Below are 21,114 nucleotides of genomic sequence, written 5' to 3' on the forward strand. Positions count from 1 at the left end.
ATGCCTATGCCGCACATCGACCTTAATCTGATTCGCACCTTCGTCACGCTCTATCACACGCGCAGCGTCACCGCCGCGGCAGAGCGCCTGCATGTGACCCAGCCATCAGTCAGCTATGCGCTATCGCGACTGCGCGTGCTGCTTAATGATCCTTTGTTTACGCGCACCCGTAACGGCATGGCGCCGACCTTTGCCGCGACCCAATTCTATGCCACCTTCCAGGAGGCGCTGGCGCGTATCGAGAACGCCATCGACAGCCATCACCACTTCGACCCGGCGCGCTCGGAAAAACGCTTTCGCCTGGCGCTGACCGATCTGGGCGAGATGTCGCTACTGCCATCGATTATGCAAGCGCTTCATGCTCAGGCGCCGCTGATCGAGCTGGAAGTCTGGCCGCTGGAGATCGACAAGGTGACGCAGTGGCTGGCCACCGGCAAGATCGACGCGATGATCTGCAGCCGTCCGATTACCGGCCCGGGGGTGGAACGACGAGTGATCGTTTGCGAGCGCTACGTCTGCCTGCTCAATCGCGATCACACCACCATCGGCGATCATCTGAGCCTTGAGCAGTTCGTGGCGCAAAAGCATGCCGTGGTGGCTCCGACTGCCGGCCATGGTCTGGCTGAAGAAGTGCTCAGCGAGATGGGAATCCAGCGCAAGATCAGTCTGGTGGTGCCTCATTTTTCGATTCTGCCTCGCCTCATCGAGGGCACCGATCTGCTCGTCATCTTGCCGGTGCAGATCGCCACGTCATTTGCCGCGCAAGCCCGTCTCAAGGTGCTGGAGTTGCCCTTTGCGGTGCCAACCTTCGAGGTAGCGCTTTACTGGCAAACCCATGGCGGCGACTCAGCGCCTCAGCGCTGGTTCTGCGACAGCATCATCAAGGCAGTCGCGAGCAACACAGCGGATCTGACGTAGCGCCTTGTGATGCCTACCGGGCGCCTCCATGATGGTGCATATCTTCTACAGTCACTTCGCCACTCGCGAAATAGCTGCTTTCAACCGTGCTGTGCATACGCTCAGTAAGTGATGCAACAGACTCGTCACGCAAGAGATGCCATGCCGATACCCGATTATCAGACGCTGCTGCGACCGCTGCTGGTGTTCGCCTCAAGCGGAGAGGAGCGCCGCGTACGCGATGCCTACGATGTCCTCGCCGATGCCTTTGAGCTGAGCGAACAGGAACGCCAGACGCTGGTGCCGAGCGGACAGCAATATCTACTTAACAACCGTGCGACGTGGGCCGTCAGCTATCTGCGCAAGGCGGGCCTGCTCGAATCACGTGGTCGAGGGATCATTGCGATCACCTCGCGTGGCCGCGATGCATTGGCCACCGCCGAGCGCATCGATCTAGCCTATCTGATGCGCTTCGAGGAGTTTCGTGACTTTCGACGTCAGGCGGCCAGTGGGCGCTCGGCAAGCGGCGCCGACAGCCTGATTCAGAAAGTCTATGCCGCCTCGGATGAATCGCTCACCCCTCAGGAGACGCTGGAAGTGGCCTGGCGAGCGATGCGTGCCGACCTGGAATCCGATTTGATCGACAAGATGCGGCAAATCAATCCGGCGCGCTTCGAGCAGCTGGTCATCGACGTGCTGATCACGATGGGCTATGGCGGTGATCGCCATGACGCCGGGCGGACGGTAGGCCGCAGCGGCGATGGCGGCATCGATGGCATTATCAATGAGGATCCCTTGGGGCTGGATACCATCTATCTACAGGCCAAGCGCTGGGAAGGTAGCGTAGGCCGCCCCGACGTGCAGAAGTTTGCCGGCGCGCTGCAGGGCAAACGCGCCCGCAAAGGGGTATTCATCACTACCTCAACGTTTACCAAGGAAGCGGTCGAATACGTGACGCTCATCGATACGCGCATCGTACTGATCGACGGTCAGCAACTGGCCCGATTGATGATGGACCATAACGTTGGCGTGTCAGTGGCGAGCACGTTTGAGATCAAGCGCATCGATAGCGATTACTTCCTCGACGACTAATTTCTTGCCCTTCGCCACGACAGTCGATGCCTTAACGTCGCCGCCTTCACGGGGCTTGTTCTTTCTCGGCAAGCTTCCTTGCCGTCTTCCTCTGCCGGTCGAGCACGCTCATCAATGGCCCTGATGACACGCCGTGGAAGATAATCGACACAAGAACGATAAAGCTGACCAGGGCCCAGGCGGTATCTATCTGTCCAAACTCCTCTTCATTAACCGCATAGGCCAAATAGTAAAACGAGCCGACACCGCGAATGCCAAACAGGCTGACCATGGCTTTCTCATTACGGTGCATCTTCGAGCCGAGCAGCCCGATCATTCCCGTGACCGGTCGAATGACAAACAAAATCACCAGTCCGGCGATGGCCATTTTCCAGGTCAAACCATCAAGCATAGGGCCAGCGAGACTACCGCCGAACAGCACCAAAAGTACCATCATCAACAGGCGTTCAATCTCTTCGGTGAAATCATGCAGCCGAATATGATAATCGTGTTTGTCTTCCTGAGCGCGCAGTACCAACGCGCAGACAAATACCGCGATGAACCCGTAACCATGAATCGCCTCGGTACCGGCGTAGGTGATGAAGGTTCCCCCCAGCGCCGCGAACCCCTGCCCGGTCATCGCCAGCGACATCCGTCCAGTGCGGAACATGAGCACACCCAAGAGCCAGCCGAACAGGCAGCCGGCAGCAGTACCCGCCGCAATGCGCCATAGCACGTCCATGGTGAACCAATGCCATGTCCACTCGCCGATCATCGGCCCATTAACCACCATGGCAAGCGCCAGAAACGTGAACGGAAACGCCAGACCATCGTTGAGTCCTGCTTCGGAGGTCAAGCTGAAACGCACATCGTCGCTAGGCCCTGAGCGCGGCGGCCCGACCTGAACATCAGCGGCCAGCACCGGGTCGGTTGGTGCAACCACCGCGCCAATGAGCACCGCCGTTTCCCAGGGCAAACCAAGATAGAACACCGCAAGGGCAGCAATGGCCACAATGGTCAGCGGCATAGTGATGCCAAGCAGCCGCCGCGTATTGGCCCACACCCGCCATTTAAGCGGTTCATCAATTCTAAGACCCGCACCGGCCAGCGAGATGATCACCGTCAGCTCGGTAAGAACCTCGGTCGTCCCGGGATAGTCGCGTGGCTGTAATCCGCCCTCCCCAATGAACGAGAAGAAGGCGAAGCCGATCGCGATACAGATGATCGGCAATGACAGCGGCAGGTTTCTGATCAGAATGGGCACCCAGGCGACCAACAGAATCAGCAAACCAAAACCGCCCATAAAAATGATATGAGGTTCCATCAGGCATAACTCCCTATGCCATCTGACCGGGTTCCTTCCCGGCACCAACCGATGCGATGGCCAAGTTAATTCGCAGGCAAAATAATTATCCGTTAAGCGTAGTGCAGAAACACTCATGAGTGGCCCACCGCGCTGACGCCTTAAGCGATAACACAGCGAGCGACAACCTGACACGCCTCGTTCGTAATCGAACAGGCACAGGCGGCGCTATAGTATGAACCCCGGGCTATACGTGCTTTTTCAGCATTGAGATTCCGGCTCAATCAGCTCAGCGGCCGGGCAACAGATATGGCCCCGGTCGTTGCTTTTTTGCTCAGCGACGCTTCAGGCTGGCTTTGCGGCGTCAACATTCCAGTCGATGACGGCATGCATTCGCATATCCTCGCCACTCAGCACGGTCTCTAAACACAGCCGAGCGGTACCATATGACATAAAAAGCCGCCCACAGGCGGCTTTCATGTATCTATCCTTGGCGTTAGGCGCAAGCTCACGCCCAAGGCATGTTAGCCCTGTTAATACCTGCCAGGCCCACCACCTTGACCGCCGCCATGAGCATCGCCGCCATGTTCGCTACTGCCGTGGTTATTGCCACCGTGTCCACCCCTCGGCCCTTCATCATCATGGTAAGGAAAGAACATGCATCCGCTCAGTGTCAGCGCCATTGCCAGCGCCGTGAGAGAAACTATTCGCTTTACCATACGGGACTCCTTGTACCAGTATTTTCGATAGCAGGATAACGGTACATCGTGCAGAAAATATGAATGACACCGCTTATGTTGTTACCGAGTAGTTAGTGCATGTCACCGTGTTCACAACACTTTTTTCCTGTATCCCTCCCTGTACCAAGGCCACCTATCAAGCTTTAGCACTGCATGGCCGATAATTCTGCGACGCCACAAGATGATCATCGCGTTATATCGTGGCCGTGCGGGCGTCAAAGACAATAATCACTCTGGCCCCTCCCCCTCCATGGGGGGCGGTCACGCTGGGGAATGCCATCCAATGCGTAGGAAAGCATGATGAAACTACTCGACAACATGACTGTTCGTGTCAGTTGGACCCTGGTTCTGGCGGTATTCTTTGCTCTGGTGATAGGTGTTAGCGCAATCGGGATGTACGCCATTCATTACAGCCAGAACGCCCTGCACCGGCTTAATCAGGTCAATGTAGAGCAGCACGCCTCGCTCAACAGGGCGGATATTCAGTTATTGACGTTGCGCCTGGCCATGGCGAAGCAGTACATCCAGATGACAGCGTCTCCCGCCGCTAACGTAAACAGTGATGTCGAAGTGCAGACGCTAAAGCAGGCGTTGGAAACGACCCAGGCAACGTTTGAACGAGTTCTGTCACTTCCGGCCCTGCCGGAGTACAAAGATGCCCTCGCCGTCATCACCACCGATTTTGCAAACCTGGTAGAACAAGGGCTTACGCCGCAGCTAAACGCACTGGGAAGTGGCGATCTGACCGCTTATGCCGCCAGAGCGGCGCAGGTGGAGGCGCTTAGTGCCAAACTTCACGACGATGCTGAAACGTTCTTTATCGCAGCCGAAGACGACGGCCGCCGTCTTTATCGTGACGTCAATGGCATGGTGGCGCTATTCAAGCTAATAATGGGCGCAGCAATAGCGGGGGCCATCGTGGTGAGTGTCATCGTAATGTGGGGAGTGACCATCAATGTCATCAATCCACTCAAGCGCATCGTGGGCTATTTCGAGCGCATGGCGAGCGGCGATCTCTCGATGGTGAACGAGCAGCGTGGCAACAACGAAATTGGCAAGCTGTTCGCGGCCTTGTCACGTACGCAACAAAGCCTTGCACACACCGTCAGCACCGTCCGCGCCAGCAGCAACCACATCAACGGAGGAGCGCGTGATATCGCCAAGGACAACATCGACTTGTCCGCCCGCACCGAACAGCAAGCGGCTTCTCTGGAGCAAACTGCCGCCAGCATGGAGCAGCTAACCGCTACGGTACAACAAAATGCCGAGAATTCCCGCCTAGCCAGCCAACTGGCGTTGGAGGCTTCCACCACAGCACAGCGCGGCGGTAAGGTTATCGGCGAAGTCATGCACACCATGCAGGGCATTACCCAGGGTGCCCACCAGATGGGCGACATCATCAGCGTTATCGACTCGATCGCCTTTCAGACTAATCTGCTTGCCTTGAATGCCGCTGTAGAGGCAGCCCGCGCCGGTGAACAGGGCAAGGGATTTGCCGTTGTCGCCAGCGAGGTGCGTGCCCTGGCCAGCCGTTCAGCGGCAGCAGCCAAGGAAATCCGCGTGCTGATTGATGCCTCGATGACCCGTGTTGACAGTGGCTCGACACTGGTCAATCAGGCCGGCGACACCATGAATGACATCGTTGCCGCCGTGCAGCGTGCCACAGAAATCATGGGTGAGATTGCCGCCGCTTCGCAGGAACAGAGCAGTGGCATCAGCCAGGTCAACCAGGCCATTACGCAAATCGATCAGGTCACACAACAAAATGCCGAGCTGGTCCAGAACGCCGCGCAGGCTGCGAAAAATCTGGAACAACAGGCAGAAACACTACGAGCATCGGTAATGGTCTTTCAACTGCCGGACATGGTTAGCGAACCCGCCAATCAGCCGGAACATGCCTTGCAGCGCCATCCGAAGGCCCAACCGGATAGTGACTCTTTGGCCACGGCCTCCCAATCTGCACACCCGCAATCACCTGGCTCTCCTGCGCTGCCGTCTGACAAAAAACACACACCGGCTCAGCAGAACGGACCGGCACACACACCGGCCAAGGCAAAACCCGTCGTCGTTCATGATGATGAATGGGAAACCTTTTAGTTCTCTGACACTACAACGCCCATGCAAGCATGGGCGCTGTAGCTAATGAACACACGCGTCTCGTCATGTCTCAGGTGAGTTAGCCATTTCATCAATTGAGCAGACCCCGTTTGCAGAAAAGTGTCCTGTCATCCCGTTGTCGGTCACGCAATCCTCACCCTCCTTGGAATTGGCCTTATCGCAGCCCGTCACCACGACGAGCGACAATAGCCCTGCCAGCAAAATTGCCGATACCTGCATAACGCCTCCCTGCGTTAGTACTTATAAGAAATTCTCACCAGCGTCACATTAGCAGCATCTATTATACAAACCCGATCTACCATGAAAAGCCGCTTATGCCGGATTGATCAGGCTATCATCTTCATCATTGCCAGGCCGATTCACCGAAGTACTGACCGGCCAATGTTCAATCCGCTCAGCCGCCGGCGGTTGAATCAGTTGCCGCACCGTTTCCTTATAGGTCAGACCACTATTGAGCCAGTCGTCAATGCAGGATTCATCGATTGCCAGCGGCATACGGTCATGCACCTCCCGGGCACTACCTTCGGCGTCACGAGTGATAATCGCCCCCCTCAGCGTCGTACCATCAGCACGAGGCGCTGGGTGGACTCATGAACGCTCAACGGGCGGTGCCGAGCGTCTCCCGGCTGCAGTTGGCGGTCTCTAATAGCCAGTCGATGAAGCGCGCAACATGGGGAGGCGCCTCGCCGGTGGCGGGGGTCAGCAGATCGTAGGTCATGGGAGAGGCGAGGACATGCTGCCCGCCGAAGGGGCGAACGAGCACGCCGCTTTCCAGCCGGTCCATGGCCAGGGGAGGACTTGCCAGCATGATCCCCCGCCCAGCGATCGCCTGATCCATGGCCAGACCGGACATCGAGTAGCGACGCTGCGGCGCTGCCACCCGGTCGGCAACGCCGGTAGCATTGAGCCATGTCTGCCAGCCCGGGAAGTCAGCGCCCTGCGGTGAGTCCCAGGCGACTTCCAAAAGGGGATGATGGGCCAGATCGGCCGGCGTCATGGGACAATCGTATTGCTCCAGCAGGGAGGGCGCACAGACGGGAAACAACTCATCGCCGAACAGGCGGTGACTGTTCACCTCCGACCAGGGGCCGCGACCATAGCGGATCGCCAGACGCGCGCCATCGCCCTGCCAGGCGGGCACCGTCAACGACTCGCTGGCCTCCAGTGAGATATCGAGACCGCCAATTCTGGCGTCAAAGTCTGCCAGGCGCGGCAACAGCCACAGCTGCAGAAAGGAAGGCAGGACGCTAAGCGTCAGCAGCGGTGTTCGGCGCGCGCTCTCCCGTGCCGTTACAACACCCGCAGCGATGCGCTCGAGCCCACTGTCGATGTCTCTGGCCAGCTGCCGTCCTGTTTCATTTAACTGCACGCCGTTGGCGTGCCGAGCAAAAAGCGAGACGCCAAGCCTGTCTTCGAGCTGCTTGATCTGCCGACTGACCGCGCCGGGGGTGACACCCAACCGGCTGGCGGCGTGCTTGAAGCTTTCCGTGCGGGCTGCCTCAGCAAATGCCCGCAGCGCATTCAGAGGAAGGCGTTCGATTTTCATGGAATGAGTTTTCCTGAGCCTAGATATCCAGATTAATCGTTTGGCGACGCCGTCGGCAAATGCTCAACTTGGCGCCTATTACTGCCAGGGGGGCGATATGCAAAACACCAGACAGTCGAGCCATACCACATCAGCAGCATTGGGCGCGTCACGCCGTCACTTGGACCTTCAGGGCAGTGCCCTGATGGTGCTGTTTTGCCTGGCGCTGGGGGCTCAGCAGGTGGCGATCAAGATGGTCGCGGCGGATATCCCACCGCTGGCCCAGGTGGCATTACGCTCATTCATGGCGGCGCTACTGGTGGCGGCGCTGGCCTATTGGCAGGGTATTCGAGCGACCGATATGCGGGCGCATATCGGCCCGGGCATTCTGGTAGGGCTGAGCTTTACGGCGGAATTCGTCTTCATCGCGTGGGGGCTTAGCTATACGCTGGCCTCGCACATGTCGGTGTTTCTCTACACGGCGCCGGTGTTCACGGCTCTGGGGCTGCATCTATGGGTGCCGGGAGAGCGGCTGACGCGACGTCAGTGGCAGGGCATCGGCCTGGCTTTCGGCGGCATGGTGCTTGCCATGGCCCCGTCGACGGATATCGACAATGCCGGCGATATCCTGCGAGGGGATCTGCTGGGGCTGCTGGCCGGGCTTGCGTGGACGGCAACCACGCTGGTGATCCGTCGCTCCTCGCTGTCCGAGGCGCCCCCGGTACAGACACTGTGCTACCAGCTCACCGTTGGCGGCCTGCTATTGTTGCCCGCGAGTGTACTGCTGGGCGATCTCGGGCGCATCCAGCTCACCGGCGTCGCGGTCGCCAGTCTCGCCTTTCAGACGCTGGTCATCTCTTTCGCGGCACTGCTGCTGTGGTTTACGCTGCTGCGGCGCTACCTGGCCTCGCAAGTGGGCATCTTCTCGTTTCTGTCGCCGGTGTTTGGCGTGCTGTTCGGTGCGGCGGTGCTGGGTGAACCGTTGACGGTCGGTTTCCTCGCGGGCGGAACGCTTTTACTGGTTGGGTTGCTGGTGGTGACGCGTTAGTGGCTTTGCCTTCCAAACACTGATTAAAATCGGGGTGGAGTGAATACAGTCCCCGATGTATCGGCGCGCAGCGTCTCGGTATATCGGGGACTATCGGGTTCGCCAGCAGGATCTTTTGATCATCCCACACCACTGCCCTACCTCATCGCCACGCTGACCTGCTCGCCAGCTTCTACTCACACGCTCTACCCCACGGTGTACTCCTTGAGCCCGTCCAGACTGCTGGAGCGACCAAAGCCACCGAAAAGCGACATCACGCTGATCGCCTTATAACTGGTTTCTCACCAGCGTCACATTAGCAGCATCTGCTATACACCCCCGACCTACCATGAGAAGCCGCTTATGCCGGATTGATCAGGCTATCATCTTCATCATTGCCAGGCCGATTCACCGAAGTACTGACCGGCCAGTGTTCAATCCGCTCAGCTGCCAGTGGCTGAATCAGTTGTCGCACCATTTCCTTGTCGGTGAGATCACCATCGAGCCAGTCGTCAATGCAGGATTCATCGAGCGCCAGCGGCATACGGTCATGCACTTCCCGGGCACTACCTTCGGCGTCATGAGTGATTATCGCACCCCCCAGCGTACCATCAGCACGAGGCGCAAAAATGCCCGCCAGCCAGACCGGTTGGCGGTCGTCGCGGGTCAGATAGTGGGGTTGCTTGCCGTGGTCGGTGGGCAGCCACTCATACCAACCATCGGCGGGAATGATGCAGCGGTGACGAACAAACGCGCCGCTATAGAATCTTGAGCTTGCCACCTTTTCGAGCCGCGCGTTGATCGGCTGGGGAGCCTTTTCGCCAGCCCAGTGAGGCCGATAGCCCCACCATATTTCCCCCAGCGCAACGGGACATTCAGGCTCGGCGCGATAGGCCGCCAGAATCCAGGTGCCTGGGGCTACGTTGTAACGCGGCTGTAGCGCTTGCTCAGGCAGGTCGAGGTGAAGCTGCTCGGCGGCCTGGCGCTTGTTGAAGAAAGCAAATCGTCCACACATATTCGTAGTGTAGCGCTTATTGCGCGCTGTACCTGACACAGCGATAGCGATATTGGCGTGCCATCGAGCATGATCAGATCAGCGCTTGAATCTATCGCTTATAGCGCCAACGCTTAACATGAGGCCGTGTCGCAAGATTCGGCATGGACAGCCAAGGCGAAAATGCCCCACCTTCATTAAGGAAATGACTATGGAAAATCCTCAGAATTTGCGCTTCGTCACCCTGCTCGGCAGCCTACGCCGTGGCTCTTTCAACCGTATCATTGCCAATGCACTACCAAGCCTGGCCCCCGAAGGCGTGACCATTGAACCTCTCGGTTCGGTGGGCGACCTGCCCCACTATGATGCTGACCTGCAGGAACAAGGCTTCCCAGCGGCCGTGCTGGAGATGGGACGCGCCATTGCCGCAGCAGACGCCGTCATTATCGTCATGCCGGAATATAACTACTCGGTGCCTGGCGCGCTCAAGAACGCTCTGGACTGGCTCTCACGCCTGCCCGATACGCCCATGTTCGGTAAACCCGTCGCGATTCAGACTGCGTCTCCCGGCATGATTGGCGGCGCGCGGGCCCAGCATCAACTGCGCCAAGTGCTGGTCTATCTTAATGCTCAGGTGCTGAACAAGCCGGAAGTCATGGTCGGCCAGGTCGCAGACAAAGTGAATACCGTCAGCGGCGAGTTGACTGATCAATCAACTCGCGAGCATCTCGCTGGCCAGCTTGTAGCGCTCGCTCAGGTGGCACAACAGCAGCGCCAGATTATGGCGTCAGGTAGCGTCCAATAGCCCCTGACAGCATCGCGCAACACCCGCAGCGACTGCGAGACACCGTCGCTGCGGGGTCAGGTCTGACGATCAGAGGGATGATTGGCCCCGTCACTCCAAGGAATTTCACCAAGATCGCGTGGGTTGATACCGTAAATATTGCCAACGTTGATACCGTATTCGCTCGGGTTCGAACGTCGTCGGTGATGGGTATAGATTCCACAAGTCTTGCAGAAGTAGTGCTTGGCTGTCTTTGTACCCCACTCGTATAACGCCAAATGCTCTGCTCCTGAAACCTCAAGCTTTTCAATCGGGACACTGGCCGCGATTGCGCCACGTCGACGGCAAAATGAACAGTCACAGCGGCGAACAGAGGTAAAATCTTCTAGCGGAAACCGCAGCGTCACGGCACCGCAGTGACAACTGGCTATGCGCAACGTCATCGGAGTACTCCTTGCCGGTAGGCCTGGTAGCGATTAAACAAGCGCCCTCTTGTACACCTATTATGTCCTGCCCCAAACAATTGTCCTGCTAGCATTGGCATCCGTGCTCACCCTATCGACAAGGTGTCGCCACATATTGCAAAAAAAGCACTAACCTGCGCAAATAGCGCCCATCTCCTTTGCCTATCTGCCCATACCGATGCCCCACAATACCGCCATAAAAGAAAACGACAGCAAGCAGATGCAGCAACTCCTTGCCGAATTGATCGAAGGCGTCATATTAATCAATCCCAACGGCACGCTTGTATGGGCCAACCAGGCCGCGCTGGACATGCATGGCGTCGACGACATCGCGGGATTGGGAAAGGATCGACAGCAGTACAGTGCGCGTTTTACGCTGCGTTATCGCAACAACCACCCCGTCGAGAAAGGCAGCTATCCGATTGACCGTGCAGTAGCGGGAGAGGACTTCAGTGATGTAATCGTTGAGGTATTCCCAGCCGGTCAGGAAGACGTCTACTGGGTCCATCGTGCTCGCGGGTTGACGCTGCACAATGCCCAGGATGAGCTCGAATATGTCGCCCTGGTGCTACAGGACATCACCGACTGGGCCAATGCCGAAGCGCGCTTCGAAAAGACCTTCAACGCCAATCCGGCACCTGCGCTGATCTGCGGTGTCGGTGACCTGCGCTTTATCAAGGTCAACCGGGGCTTTCTGGAAATGACCGGATATAAAAGCGACGAGGTCATCGGCCGCTCGATTTACGAAATCGACGTCTTCGAAAATGCCCTGCACCGTACCAGAGCGATCAGCCATCTCTGCGAAGGGACAACCATTCCGCAAACGGAAGCCACTCTGCGCTTGTCCGAGGGCGATACCAAGCACGTCATTGTTGCCGGACAGCCGTTGGACGTCTGTGACAATGCCTGCATGCTACTTACCTTTACCGATCTCGAGCCGACCCGCAAAGCCGAGCAGGCGCTCACGCAGAGTGAAGAGCGTTTTCAAAAGGCGTTTCGCATGTCTCCGGTGGCTAGCGCAGTGGCTACCGCCGATGAGTTCGTCCTGATTGATGTCAATCAAGCCTTCATCAAGGCTACCGGTTACAGTGCCGATGAGTTGCAAGGCCAATCCACGCGTACCCTTGCCTTGTGGCCGGACAGTGAGTGCAACCATATACGCCAAAGGCTGAAGGAGTCCGGCAGCCTCAAGGATAGGGATATAAAGCTCCAGACCGAAGAGGGTGAAGCCCTGGATTGCCTGCTCTATGCCGAGGCAGTCGTCATCAACGAGCAAGATTGCGCACTCATCTCTCTGATGGACATCACCGAGCGCAAGCGCAGTGAAGGTGAGCTGCTCCAGGCGATCGAAACCGTCATGCAGGACACCTCCTGGTTCAGCCAGACATTGCTTGAGAAGCTTTCCAATGTACGCCGCCCTGCGGATGCCAGCACCGGCACCAACTTAGACGATCTTACCTCGCGTGAGCGTGACGTTTTCTCGCTCATTTATCAGGGGCTGTCCGACAAGGAAATTGCCAAACAGCTCGATATCGCTCCCAATACGGTACGTAATTATGTCTCGGCCATCTATGGCAAGCTCAATGTACACAGCCGTGGGGAGGCCATTGTCTGGGCACGTGAAAGGGGTATGCGTCTTTAATGTTGAGCACCGCAACGCCAGGCAGGCATTCCTGCAAATGCACTAGGTTACCCAGTGCATTTAGGCCTATCAGCACGAAAGGTTTCCCTTTAAAGTACACCTCAAGTCGGCGGGGATACATGGATGTATCACAACCTGTCAGGATAAAAGGATTTGTCCTCCGGCCTCCTTGTATGCGGCATTAAAGGGCAAGGCAGCTTGCCCTATCGAAGGGACAAGGAAGATCTCTTCACTGAATGCTTGACGGCCATGGATGGCCACAGCCAGACAAGGCAAAACGGCTACTCTCCCTCACGGGAAGTAGCCGTTTTTTATTTATCTGTCATCGTTAGGCGATAACACGTAGAAGTGACTCAGTGAGACACCATTTTCTGCTTGAGCGCACTGACTGCTTTCACCACACCCAGCACTACGGCACCGGCGACAACGCCGAAAATAACATTGAAAAGCGTTGAGCTGAGCGGTTGGATAACCACACCTACGCCGGGAATATCGCCTGATATCTCGGCAAAGCTCTCAACAGAGTGATGAAGGAAGGGAACCCCATGGGTAAGAATACCGCCGCCCACCATAAACATCGCCACCGTGCCGATGATGGAAAGGCTCTTCATCAAGTAAGGCGCTGCGCTGACAATACCATTGCCTATGGCACGCGCCGCAGCCGCCGTCTTATTGCTCAGATATAGGCCCAGATCATCCAGCTTCACAATCCCTGCCACCAGGCCATAGACCCCGATAGTCATGAGAATAGCAATGGTGGCCATCACGATAATCTGCTGCGTCATGCTGGCACCGGCTACGGTACCCAGCGTAATGGCGATAATTTCCGCAGAAAGAATAAAGTCGGTGCGCACCGCGCCTTTGATCTTCTCTTTCTCCAATGCGGTGACATCGACATCGGAATCAGCCATCGCCTGAGCATGTTCGGCATGCTTATCCTTATCCGTCTCGCCGCGATGCAAAAACTTGTGCGCCAGCTTTTCAAAGCCTTCGTAGCATAAAAAAGCCCCGCCGAGCATTAACAGCGGCGTCACCAACCACGGCGCAAAAGCACTGATCACCAGCGCCGTTGGCACTAGAATTAGCTTGTTTAGAAATGAACCCTTGGCCACGGCCCAGACCACCGGCAGCTCCCTATCGGCCTTGACGCCGGTTACTTGCTGCGCATTCAACGCCAGATCATCACCGAGCACGCCGGTCGTTTTCTTGGCCGCCATTTTTGTCATCAGCGACACATCATCGAGAATCGTGGAGATATCGTCGATTAGGGTAAGTAAGCTGGCACCTGCCATGTAATAAACCTCCGCGATAGTTTCTTCATCCAGCTTAGGCTTTAGGCGAAGCGCCGCTTGATATCTTCAGCAACAAAAAAGATTCCTCTTCTGGCGAGCCCGACAAGAGTGTCCTAGATTAATCTCGATCAATTATTCAATGCATGACAAAGGCAGAAGATGAAAACGCTCACTACGTTAATGATGGCCCTTTTCACAGCCGCTGCGCTGACAGCCTGTGTTGATCAATCCGACGATGAACAAGGCACCTCTGACAACCCCTCCGAAGGCGCTTCAATTCAGATGCAGGACAAGGCTACTGACCCTGTTCAGGATGAAAGCGACAGCACTAACTAAAGAATATGTAAGATGAAGCGCATTGGATGAGCGAGAGAACGCTGGCGGTGAACGATCCTTACATGGATGTTCATGCTGACTGCAACGGCCCTCTCGTTCACTCCATAGCGACCGTATGGTTACTTTAAACTGCTGCCTCCTTATCCAAGCGATACACATCTTTCTTTATTGATTCCGACCCACCTGGCGCTCGCGTTGCACTTTCTGCCGGGATGCAATAACCATCTATCGGCTGGGCGAATACTGCAGCAAAATAACAGTGCGGCACCGCTTTAGTGTGCCGTTGGCACAGCAATGAGCGGCACCGATGCCCAGAAAGACATCAGTACCGCCCATCACGACATAAAGATTAACTTATTTGTCGCTTGCTGCTTAGGCAGAAGGCTTGAGGATTACTTTGGTCCAGCCGTCGTCGCGATTATCGAAGTGCTTGTAAGCCTCGGGCGCTTCATCGAGCTTCAGACTATGCGAGATGATTTGTGAAGGCTGCGCCTTGCCAGCATGAATCAAACGCGCCAGCTTGCGGTTATACGCTTTGACGTTAGCCTGACCGGTACGAATGAACTGGCCCTTGAACCAGAAGCTGCCGAAATCAAAGGCCATCTTGCCCTGCTTTGCCAACTCATCTGCACCACCGGGGTCCTGCGGTACGAAAACGCCGACAGCACCGATGCCACCCGTGGCACGCGTGGAAGCCACCAGATTGTTCATTGTCAGCGAATTGTCTTCATGGCCGTGGTGGTCACAGCACTGATAACCAACGCACTCACAGCCCCGATCGGTGCCGCGTCCGTCGGTAAGGTTGAGAATCTGATCGACAGCATCGCCTTCAACCGCATGGATCGGCTTGGCCCCCATCTTCTCAGCAAGCGCCAGACGATCGGGCTGGTTATCGATGACAAAGACCTCTGAGGCACCCTTGATGATGGCTGAATGCGCTGCCATCAGCCCTACCGGTCCGGCACCATAGATGGCAATGCTTTCGCCTGCCTGCAGGCCGGCCAGTTCGGTAGCATGCCAACCGGTGGGGAAAATATCGGTGAGCATGACATAGTCGTTTTCACGTTCGACCGCGTCATCGGGCAGTACCAGACAGTTGAAATCGGCATAAGGCACGCGCAGCAGTTCAGCCTGTCCGCCTGAATAGTCGCCCATTTCCGCAAAACCATAAGCCGCGCCGGCACTGCCGGGGTTGGTGGTCAGGCAGAAGCCGGTCAGGCCCTTCTCACAGTTCTCGCAAAAACCACAGCCAATGTTAAAAGGCAGGCTGACATAATCGCCTACCTTAACCCGATCGACACCGGCACCGACTTCAACGACTTCACCCATGTTTTCATGGCCGAAGATACGCCCCTGCTCAAAGCTGGTGCGCCCCTCATACATATGCAGATCAGAGCCGCAAATATTAGTGGTAGTGACGCGGACCAGAACATCGGTAGGTTTTTCGATCTTGGCATCGGGTACATCTTTCACGCTGACGTCACGGGGTCCGTTATAAACGACGGCTTTCATCGGTGTCCTCCAGAGATGGTGGATATGCAATTCAGTCCTGTTGCGTGGCGTGATATTTTTCGCAATTTGATCGCAATTTCCCGATTCTTCGATATTCACGCCTGCAACACTAGACCTGACTCATATGATCGCTTGGCGGCATTTCCCGGCACTTCTGATCATGGCATGGATAACAACATGAGCGATTGTGAACTCTCGGGGCTAGCAGCTGCTCGGGTTAGCCTGAAAGTTATAGATTCAAGCCGAACCTGCCGTGATATGCCGATGCGCCATGCAATCAAGTTAGAAGGGATATCCCATAACAGCAATGACGAGGCTGTCTGATTGCCACTTTATTTACGGGTATGAAATTTCTAGATAGCAAAATAGGGTTAAGCAGCGCTTGTCCATCAAACAAGCCACACGAAGTGTAGATTTTTTTAATCCATAAGAATTAATCATTTCGAACGTCAACACACTAAATAACACTTCATGCATCAATAAAAGCAATTGTTATTCTGTAATAACGCCTTCTTTATCTAAAATTAATTTCCTAGGCAGACTGTGGAATATTATTTATATCAATTGGCAGGACAGTAATAAAAATCGATCATATTCATTTAAACTATTATAATACAAGCATAGCCAAGCCTGATTCAAAAGTTTGAAGTATTAAAAAGAGGCCAACGTTGATTGATCGTACAGCATGGAACGTTATTCTAGTTCTCGCCTTTTTCATCGTGGCGTATTACACCATCCCTTGGAGCAACACCTGGTGGGCGTATGTACTGATCATCCAGTGGCTTATTCTAGCGGGTGAAGCTTTGACCCATGCAATGAAGGCATTAAAGTGAATGGCGAGCGTCACCATTCACGCTATGTTTGAGGATAGGGTAGTTTGCTAATGCCTAAGCCCAATGGCCGGCCCACATTCGCCCAATGCAAACAAAAGATCTTCCGTGCGGCCTAAGTACGTCAGGCACCGTGCACAACAGACACGGCCATCTTCCTTCATCACGCCACGCTCAATAGAAAAAAACCGACTGCCACACATAAAGCACTGGGGTGACTGCAGTTGGGCTTCTGAACAAAAAGAATCGGCATCGATCATGGGATAGCTCAAAAAGGCTTAACTTAAGCTAATCTTAACCTAGATACTGCTATGCAAATTTTCAAATATTGTGAATTTTTTCCCTCTTTTCTTCGTTACCCATACCTGCAGCATCCGCGATCAGCCTTAGGCTCTGTTTGCAAATGGCCTGTGCTCACTCATGCCGCATTAGCAACTGGCGCAAATCACTTATTCACTCTACAGTGAGAGAGCTTTTCTATTATCCAATTGATTTCTCTAGAAAATTTATTCAAGAGCTGGCCGAAACCAAAGGGTTTTTTACTCAGCGTTCCTTATAGAAAGAATCAATCTGAGCCTCCCTATTACAAAAAAGTAACAACCTATATCAATGACGATTTCATGACATCATAATATGGAGTGTTATATAAAATAAAAACTTATTACATATCATTAACTTAAATGCGCGGCATGATTAATACTATAAGTACAACTATTTACCCCTTAATTCTAGCTTATATGCTTACAGAGAGGCTATAATTTAACCTAGATAGAATACTAGGAAGGATTTATATGAATTATCGAAGCCTGCATGACCTCTCCTGCTTAAGCACATGGTTCTCCAGTAAAGTCACTCGAGACGTTGATCTTATTGTGGGCATTCCACGAAGCGGCATGCTGTGCGCGAGTATAATTTCTCTAAAAATGAATCTTCCTGTAATAGATCTTTATTCTTTCCTTCGTAATGACGAAGTAAAGAGAGGGAGTACGCGTGCGTACAAAAACGCTGAGCTTGTAACGCCGTGGTCTGCAAAAAGAATCTTACTGGTAGATGACAGTATTGATTCCGGCGGATCAATAGAAGCAGCTTACGCCAAGGTCAAAGAAGTATTTCATGGTGAAATAGTGACCATGGCTGCTTTCGCCCACTCCGGAAACAAACACAAAGTCGATTTTTTCTTTGAGTTGGTAGAGCATCCGCGAGTGTTCGAATGGAACATCATGCACCACCCCATCATGTCTGAGTCATGCCTGGATATCGATGGCGTACTCTGTGAAGACCCCACACCGGAAGAGAATGATGACAGCCATCGTTACATAAACTTCCTGAGCAGCACTAAACCACTGTTCATACCGACAGTAAAAGTTGGCCATCTCGTCACCAGCCGCCTTGAGAAATACCGTGCGGAAACTGAAAAATGGTTACAGAACCAGGGCGTGCAGTATGGGAAGTTGCATATGCTCGACCTTCCCACTGCAGAAGAGCGGCGGCGCCTGAACATGCATCATCAGTTCAAGGCGAGTGTCTACGGCAATCTTCCAGCCCGGCTATTTGTTGAAAGCGAAAAGGCCCAAGCCATAGCCATTATGGAAGCCACAAAAAAGCCGGTGTATTGCATTGAAACTAACGAGATGTATGAGCATGGCAAGGCATCATCCATAAAATTAAATGCTAAATACGGCACCCAAACATTGAAGGATATGCTGCCACCAAGACTCAAGAATGTGCTACGCGGTTTAAAAACAAAACTCAAACCCGCCCACCATTAATCATTTCTTGGGGTAATTGCTATCAACGTGAGCCCCTCTAAGAGAGTGGGGAATAAAGAGGCGTCAAGGGCGATATTACTCGCCGAGATGGAGAACATAATAAGCTCATGCCATCTACAAACAAAAGAAAAGGCTTAGCGCCATTTAACGCTAAGCCTTTTTCATTCATACAAAGTCAGTGTTTGGTATAACCAATGCACCAAGAATGTAGTATTAACAACATTGCCAATAATAGCCGAGCCCATAGTGGACTATTCTGCCGACCCCCGTTTCAAGATCAGTAATTATAGCCCTTAACTCCCTAATTAGACTTACCCTTTACGGTAAGCTCCTCTTAGCCGCTTCTCTAGTACAAGCACTGTTCCGGGAAAGACTCTACCTATATCTTCGTTAAAGTAATGCTCGCAGTTTGCAGGAAAAACGTAAGCGTAAGCTGTTTGCTTACCTGCTAGCCTTTCGAACCCCGCCATCGACTCAAGCCAAGAGTTCACTGCCTCACGAACCTTTCTCGGCTGAATCTCACCATCCTCACTAGCTTGGCTAATCGGTATAGAGGGAACAATGAAAGTCGCTGCTATTCGAGTGTCAGCTTCGTAGTTATGCAGCTCGCCGACATCTTGCCATGCTTTAGCTAGAGCCCTATTAACATCGAGATCACCAGTAGTCTTGTTTCCTATCGGCTGCCAAGCCTGCTTGGCCTCAAATGCAAAGGACTCATCTTGGTTAGTAATGTATAAATCGCACCGACCATTACGAATACTACCGCTATCAACCCCTTCAACTCTCTCCCCGCGCTTGCCAGTGGAGAATTCTTCCAAGGCTAACCATCCTTTGGCCCGCCATGCAGCTCCAGCAAGCACGCTAAGCGAGGCGCGCTCGTTATACCACCAACAATTATCAACGAAGTCATGCATCTTACAGTAAGACATGACAGCTTCAGTCCAAGACCGCAGTAGAGGCTCCAAGGAAGAATAATCTTCGGCGGCATTGATATGAATTAGGTCTGCTACGCGGCTCATCTTTTCTTCTCGCATGGTCATGTTTGTAATTGTCTTTATCGTCCAGAATACACAGATCTGAAATGCATCAAAGCGCAACAAAAAAACGATGTCTAAAACCACTGTGCAGCCCAAATTGTGCCTTGTCTCGATCAGGGCGCAACATTGCATTAAAACCTACCCATTTAGCGCGCAGGCGAGGCAGGGAATCGACGGCGGGCCCAAGCCTCTACAGGAATTTTGCGGATAGGGCGTCGATAGCTAAGAGGTTCCAGAGCTCTTGAAAAGAAGCAAGAGAGTCTATATAAAGCTTGTCCCGGCTCATGCCGATAGATTCCGAGACACGCTTTTGGTGGTCTAGAATGCCTAGCGCACTGAAAGAATCTGTTGTAGTGTGAATCACACAGCGTGACGTCGAACACGAAACCGCAAAGCGATCGTGGAACGCGAGCGAAACGCCTTAACAGGAAGGGAGACAATTTATGATCACCGTCATCGCCGCTTACGCAAGCAAACGCATCAAAGACGAGAACGATGGTTACTGATAGCCGGTGACCGATATCGATTCATGTCCATCATCTCTCCCGAAAAGGCGCCTTGAGCGCCTTTTCTGCGTCTAATCAAGGCCATAGCAAATGGATGACACTGCTCAAGTAGTTTGGACGGCCCCTGAGATAGTGCGTACAGCGCTCATGGCACTTGCGGTCCTCGTTGCCATCGTCTCGGTCTTGAGCGTGAAGAATACCGCCAAGAAAAAGCAGACGGCCGACCTGCTCTTCAACGTGCGTTCTGATGAGCGGCTGATTCGCGCAACTCATGCCCTGCTTGAGCTTCACGAATCGAACGAGAACATCCGGCTATGGGCCGATCCGGGCCGCAAGGGGGAAGAGAAGGTTCAGGACGTCCGCTATGTGTTGAATCACTACGAGCGACTGAGTGTTGGCTTGCAAGAGCGCATCTACCATGAAAGGATGCTAAAAAACTCTCAATACACAATAATAACAAAGACTTATGCATGGTCTAAGCCATTCATCGAGGGCGTCCGCGAGAAAACCGGTAGCGAAACTGCATTCCAAGAATTCGAGTGGCTAGCCACGCGCTGGCAAAAAAGTCCCCTCAAGAAAAAGCGTTCCTGAGCATCCAATTCGATCGACGCCCCGCCTAAGCGGGGCGTTATCGTTTCCACATGGAGTAGCGCCAGGCGGAAGAGAGAGCTGAATTCCGACGCAACCAACTCATACGGCCCGAATCGCCACCTGCTCATTGATGAGGTCGTTAATCTGTTCGAACACTGCTGGAGCGGTTCGAGCTAATTGGTGACGAACACCTGTGCTGCTTTCTCGATGTCACTAAACCCATCGGTATTGTTGGGGATAATGCTCCTTAACTGCGGCGATACCCAGTACACGACCAGCGAGATGGCATGCGTGCGAGGCAATTTTTTCAATCAAATTTCAATTTAGCTAACCCTTTTTAAGATCTTTGTCACTTTAATACCTAGAACCCAAGTTAGCGCATAGAAAGAGAACGCAAAATAAATAATAATTCGAATATTGTCATTTCTTATATAATAAATACTGAATGCAAATAAAATAATTGCAATGATCTCAATAGTAAAAAAACTTATCTTAAAAAAACAAGAAGTCCAGCTGCATACTGCCAAATTAATAAGCATAAAATACAGATCGAATATTCAAATAAGATCTGTTCCCAACTCTCTTTTATAAGGAAATAAATGCAACTTACTAAACCAAACCCAAAAGTAGATGACAGAAGGCCTAAGCTAGTATTCCAGCAATAAATAAAATATGA

General features: G+C 53.7%; 22 protein-coding genes. 11 read left to right on the forward strand and 11 right to left on the reverse strand.

Annotation, left to right across the window (positions count from 1 at the left end; genetic code table 11):
* Positions 1-6 precede the first annotated feature (6 nt).
* Both C3Z11_RS03660 and C3Z11_RS03665 read left to right on the forward strand, forming a co-directional pair.
* Positions 7-918, forward strand: coding sequence for a LysR family transcriptional regulator (locus tag C3Z11_RS03660; protein WP_106476381.1), 912 nt, complete (start codon positions 7-9; stop codon positions 916-918).
* Between the two features lie 141 nt (positions 919-1,059).
* Positions 1,060-1,989: a restriction endonuclease gene (locus C3Z11_RS03665; protein WP_106476383.1), complete on the forward strand. Its 930-nt coding sequence runs from the start codon at positions 1,060-1,062 to the stop codon at positions 1,987-1,989.
* Positions 1,990-2,035: 46 nt separating this feature from the next.
* Here C3Z11_RS03665 and C3Z11_RS03670 read toward each other — a convergent pair whose 3' ends face one another.
* Together C3Z11_RS03670 and C3Z11_RS03680 are read right to left on the reverse strand one after the other, a co-directional pair.
* Positions 2,036-3,292, reverse strand: coding sequence for a cation:proton antiporter (locus C3Z11_RS03670; protein ID WP_106476385.1), 1,257 nt, complete (start codon positions 3,290-3,292; stop codon positions 2,036-2,038).
* Between the two features lie 512 nt (positions 3,293-3,804).
* On the reverse strand, positions 3,805-3,990 hold the full coding sequence (locus C3Z11_RS03680) for a hypothetical protein (RefSeq protein ID WP_106476387.1): 186 nt from the start codon (positions 3,988-3,990) through the stop codon (positions 3,805-3,807).
* Positions 3,991-4,311: 321 nt separating this feature from the next.
* Between C3Z11_RS03680 and C3Z11_RS03685 the strand changes: the two genes are divergently transcribed.
* The gene (locus C3Z11_RS03685) at positions 4,312-6,108 is read left to right on the forward strand and encodes a methyl-accepting chemotaxis protein (protein WP_158700911.1); all 1,797 of its coding nucleotides are present in this window, start codon (positions 4,312-4,314) and stop codon (positions 6,106-6,108) included.
* Positions 6,109-6,171: 63 nt separating this feature from the next.
* On the opposite strand, the gene C3Z11_RS16730 is transcribed toward C3Z11_RS03685, so the two are convergent.
* The 3 genes from C3Z11_RS16730 to C3Z11_RS03695 form a co-directional block, all read right to left on the reverse strand.
* Complete coding sequence (locus tag C3Z11_RS16730) at positions 6,172-6,348, reverse strand: hypothetical protein (protein WP_158700912.1); 177 nt, start codon at positions 6,346-6,348, stop codon at positions 6,172-6,174.
* Between the two features lie 93 nt (positions 6,349-6,441).
* The gene (locus C3Z11_RS03690; RefSeq protein WP_106476391.1) at positions 6,442-6,684 is read right to left on the reverse strand and encodes an SOS response-associated peptidase family protein; all 243 of its coding nucleotides are present in this window, start codon (positions 6,682-6,684) and stop codon (positions 6,442-6,444) included.
* A gap of 43 nt (positions 6,685-6,727) precedes the next feature.
* On the reverse strand, positions 6,728-7,675 hold the full coding sequence (locus tag C3Z11_RS03695; protein WP_106476393.1) for a LysR substrate-binding domain-containing protein: 948 nt from the start codon (positions 7,673-7,675) through the stop codon (positions 6,728-6,730).
* A 97-nt stretch (positions 7,676-7,772) separates the two neighbouring features.
* On the opposite strand from C3Z11_RS03695, the gene C3Z11_RS03700 reads away from it, so the two are divergent.
* Complete coding sequence (locus C3Z11_RS03700; protein WP_106476395.1) at positions 7,773-8,702, forward strand: DMT family transporter; 930 nt, start codon at positions 7,773-7,775, stop codon at positions 8,700-8,702.
* A 340-nt stretch (positions 8,703-9,042) separates the two neighbouring features.
* Here C3Z11_RS03700 and C3Z11_RS03705 read toward each other — a convergent pair whose 3' ends face one another.
* The gene (locus tag C3Z11_RS03705; RefSeq protein ID WP_106476397.1) at positions 9,043-9,696 is read right to left on the reverse strand and encodes an SOS response-associated peptidase; all 654 of its coding nucleotides are present in this window, start codon (positions 9,694-9,696) and stop codon (positions 9,043-9,045) included.
* 190 nt (positions 9,697-9,886) lie between these two features.
* Between C3Z11_RS03705 and C3Z11_RS03710 the strand changes: the two genes are divergently transcribed.
* Positions 9,887-10,480: an NADPH-dependent FMN reductase gene (locus C3Z11_RS03710; RefSeq protein ID WP_262927215.1), complete on the forward strand. Its 594-nt coding sequence runs from the start codon at positions 9,887-9,889 to the stop codon at positions 10,478-10,480.
* 56 nt (positions 10,481-10,536) lie between these two features.
* Here the strand turns inward: C3Z11_RS03710 and C3Z11_RS03715 are convergent, their stop codons facing one another.
* The gene (locus C3Z11_RS03715; RefSeq protein WP_106476401.1) at positions 10,537-10,902 is read right to left on the reverse strand and encodes a GFA family protein; all 366 of its coding nucleotides are present in this window, start codon (positions 10,900-10,902) and stop codon (positions 10,537-10,539) included.
* 241 nt (positions 10,903-11,143) lie between these two features.
* On the opposite strand from C3Z11_RS03715, the gene C3Z11_RS03720 reads away from it, so the two are divergent.
* Positions 11,144-12,565 (forward strand): helix-turn-helix transcriptional regulator, encoded by a 1,422-nt coding sequence (locus C3Z11_RS03720; RefSeq protein WP_262927216.1) that lies wholly within the window; start codon positions 11,144-11,146, stop codon positions 12,563-12,565.
* A 353-nt stretch (positions 12,566-12,918) separates the two neighbouring features.
* On the opposite strand, the gene C3Z11_RS03725 is transcribed toward C3Z11_RS03720, so the two are convergent.
* Entirely contained in the window at positions 12,919-13,857 is a 939-nt protein-coding gene (locus C3Z11_RS03725) for a DUF808 domain-containing protein (RefSeq protein WP_106476405.1), read from the reverse strand.
* Positions 13,858-14,016: 159 nt separating this feature from the next.
* On the opposite strand from C3Z11_RS03725, the gene C3Z11_RS16735 reads away from it, so the two are divergent.
* Positions 14,017-14,193: a hypothetical protein gene (locus C3Z11_RS16735; RefSeq protein WP_158700913.1), complete on the forward strand. Its 177-nt coding sequence runs from the start codon at positions 14,017-14,019 to the stop codon at positions 14,191-14,193.
* Positions 14,194-14,565: 372 nt separating this feature from the next.
* On the opposite strand, the gene C3Z11_RS03730 is transcribed toward C3Z11_RS16735, so the two are convergent.
* Positions 14,566-15,705 carry a glutathione-independent formaldehyde dehydrogenase gene (locus C3Z11_RS03730; RefSeq protein ID WP_106476407.1) on the reverse strand — a complete coding sequence of 380 codons (1,140 nt, stop codon included), beginning with the start codon at positions 15,703-15,705 and terminating at the stop codon, positions 14,566-14,568.
* 24 nt (positions 15,706-15,729) lie between these two features.
* Here C3Z11_RS03730 and C3Z11_RS16740 point away from each other — a divergent pair, with 24 nt between their 5' ends.
* The 3 genes from C3Z11_RS16740 to C3Z11_RS03735 all read left to right on the forward strand — a co-directional run bounded on the left by C3Z11_RS16740 (position 15,730) and on the right by C3Z11_RS03735 (position 18,304).
* The gene (locus C3Z11_RS16740) at positions 15,730-16,029 is read left to right on the forward strand and encodes a hypothetical protein (RefSeq protein ID WP_158700914.1); all 300 of its coding nucleotides are present in this window, start codon (positions 15,730-15,732) and stop codon (positions 16,027-16,029) included.
* A gap of 344 nt (positions 16,030-16,373) precedes the next feature.
* Complete coding sequence (locus C3Z11_RS16745; protein WP_158700915.1) at positions 16,374-16,538, forward strand: hypothetical protein; 165 nt, start codon at positions 16,374-16,376, stop codon at positions 16,536-16,538.
* A gap of 788 nt (positions 16,539-17,326) precedes the next feature.
* Positions 17,327-18,304 (forward strand): phosphoribosyltransferase family protein, encoded by a 978-nt coding sequence (locus C3Z11_RS03735; RefSeq protein WP_106476409.1) that lies wholly within the window; start codon positions 17,327-17,329, stop codon positions 18,302-18,304.
* Between the two features lie 311 nt (positions 18,305-18,615).
* Here the strand turns inward: C3Z11_RS03735 and C3Z11_RS03740 are convergent, their stop codons facing one another.
* Entirely contained in the window at positions 18,616-19,425 is an 810-nt protein-coding gene (locus C3Z11_RS03740) for a hypothetical protein (protein ID WP_262927217.1), read from the reverse strand.
* 512 nt (positions 19,426-19,937) lie between these two features.
* Between C3Z11_RS03740 and C3Z11_RS03745 the strand changes: the two genes are divergently transcribed.
* Complete coding sequence (locus tag C3Z11_RS03745) at positions 19,938-20,438, forward strand: DUF4760 domain-containing protein (RefSeq protein ID WP_106476411.1); 501 nt, start codon at positions 19,938-19,940, stop codon at positions 20,436-20,438.
* Positions 20,439-20,611: 173 nt separating this feature from the next.
* Here C3Z11_RS03745 and C3Z11_RS16750 read toward each other — a convergent pair whose 3' ends face one another.
* Complete coding sequence (locus C3Z11_RS16750; RefSeq protein ID WP_158700916.1) at positions 20,612-20,749, reverse strand: hypothetical protein; 138 nt, start codon at positions 20,747-20,749, stop codon at positions 20,612-20,614.
* Positions 20,750-21,114 lie beyond the last annotated feature (365 nt).

The sequence above is a fragment of the Phytohalomonas tamaricis genome (genome assembly GCF_003012345.1).
Lineage (GTDB): Bacteria > Pseudomonadota > Gammaproteobacteria > Pseudomonadales > Halomonadaceae > Phytohalomonas > Phytohalomonas tamaricis.

Excerpts from the sequence above, each read along its gene's own strand:
- C3Z11_RS03660 (WP_106476381.1), top strand. The coding sequence starts at position 7 with ATGCCGCACATCGACCTTAATCTGATTCGCACCTTCGTCACGCTCTAT.
- C3Z11_RS03665 (WP_106476383.1), top strand. The coding sequence starts at position 1,060 with ATGCCGATACCCGATTATCAGACGCTGCTGCGACCGCTGCTGGTGTTC.
- C3Z11_RS03670 (WP_106476385.1), bottom strand. The coding sequence starts at position 3,292 with ATGGAACCTCATATCATTTTTATGGGCGGTTTTGGTTTGCTGATTCTG.
- C3Z11_RS03680 (WP_106476387.1), bottom strand. The coding sequence starts at position 3,990 with ATGGTAAAGCGAATAGTTTCTCTCACGGCGCTGGCAATGGCGCTGACA.
- C3Z11_RS03685 (WP_158700911.1), top strand. The coding sequence starts at position 4,312 with ATGAAACTACTCGACAACATGACTGTTCGTGTCAGTTGGACCCTGGTT.
- C3Z11_RS16730 (WP_158700912.1), bottom strand. The coding sequence starts at position 6,348 with ATGCAGGTATCGGCAATTTTGCTGGCAGGGCTATTGTCGCTCGTCGTG.
- C3Z11_RS03695 (WP_106476393.1), bottom strand. The coding sequence starts at position 7,675 with ATGAAAATCGAACGCCTTCCTCTGAATGCGCTGCGGGCATTTGCTGAG.
- C3Z11_RS03700 (WP_106476395.1), top strand. The coding sequence starts at position 7,773 with ATGCAAAACACCAGACAGTCGAGCCATACCACATCAGCAGCATTGGGC.
- C3Z11_RS03705 (WP_106476397.1), bottom strand. The coding sequence starts at position 9,696 with ATGTGTGGACGATTTGCTTTCTTCAACAAGCGCCAGGCCGCCGAGCAG.
- C3Z11_RS03710 (WP_262927215.1), top strand. The coding sequence starts at position 9,887 with ATGGAAAATCCTCAGAATTTGCGCTTCGTCACCCTGCTCGGCAGCCTA.
- C3Z11_RS03715 (WP_106476401.1), bottom strand. The coding sequence starts at position 10,902 with ATGACGTTGCGCATAGCCAGTTGTCACTGCGGTGCCGTGACGCTGCGG.
- C3Z11_RS03720 (WP_262927216.1), top strand. The coding sequence starts at position 11,144 with ATGCAGCAACTCCTTGCCGAATTGATCGAAGGCGTCATATTAATCAAT.
- C3Z11_RS03725 (WP_106476405.1), bottom strand. The coding sequence starts at position 13,857 with ATGGCAGGTGCCAGCTTACTTACCCTAATCGACGATATCTCCACGATT.
- C3Z11_RS16735 (WP_158700913.1), top strand. The coding sequence starts at position 14,017 with ATGAAAACGCTCACTACGTTAATGATGGCCCTTTTCACAGCCGCTGCG.
- C3Z11_RS03730 (WP_106476407.1), bottom strand. The coding sequence starts at position 15,705 with ATGAAAGCCGTCGTTTATAACGGACCCCGTGACGTCAGCGTGAAAGAT.
- C3Z11_RS16740 (WP_158700914.1), top strand. The coding sequence starts at position 15,730 with ATGCAATTCAGTCCTGTTGCGTGGCGTGATATTTTTCGCAATTTGATC.
- C3Z11_RS03735 (WP_106476409.1), top strand. The coding sequence starts at position 17,327 with ATGAATTATCGAAGCCTGCATGACCTCTCCTGCTTAAGCACATGGTTC.
- C3Z11_RS03745 (WP_106476411.1), top strand. The coding sequence starts at position 19,938 with ATGGATGACACTGCTCAAGTAGTTTGGACGGCCCCTGAGATAGTGCGT.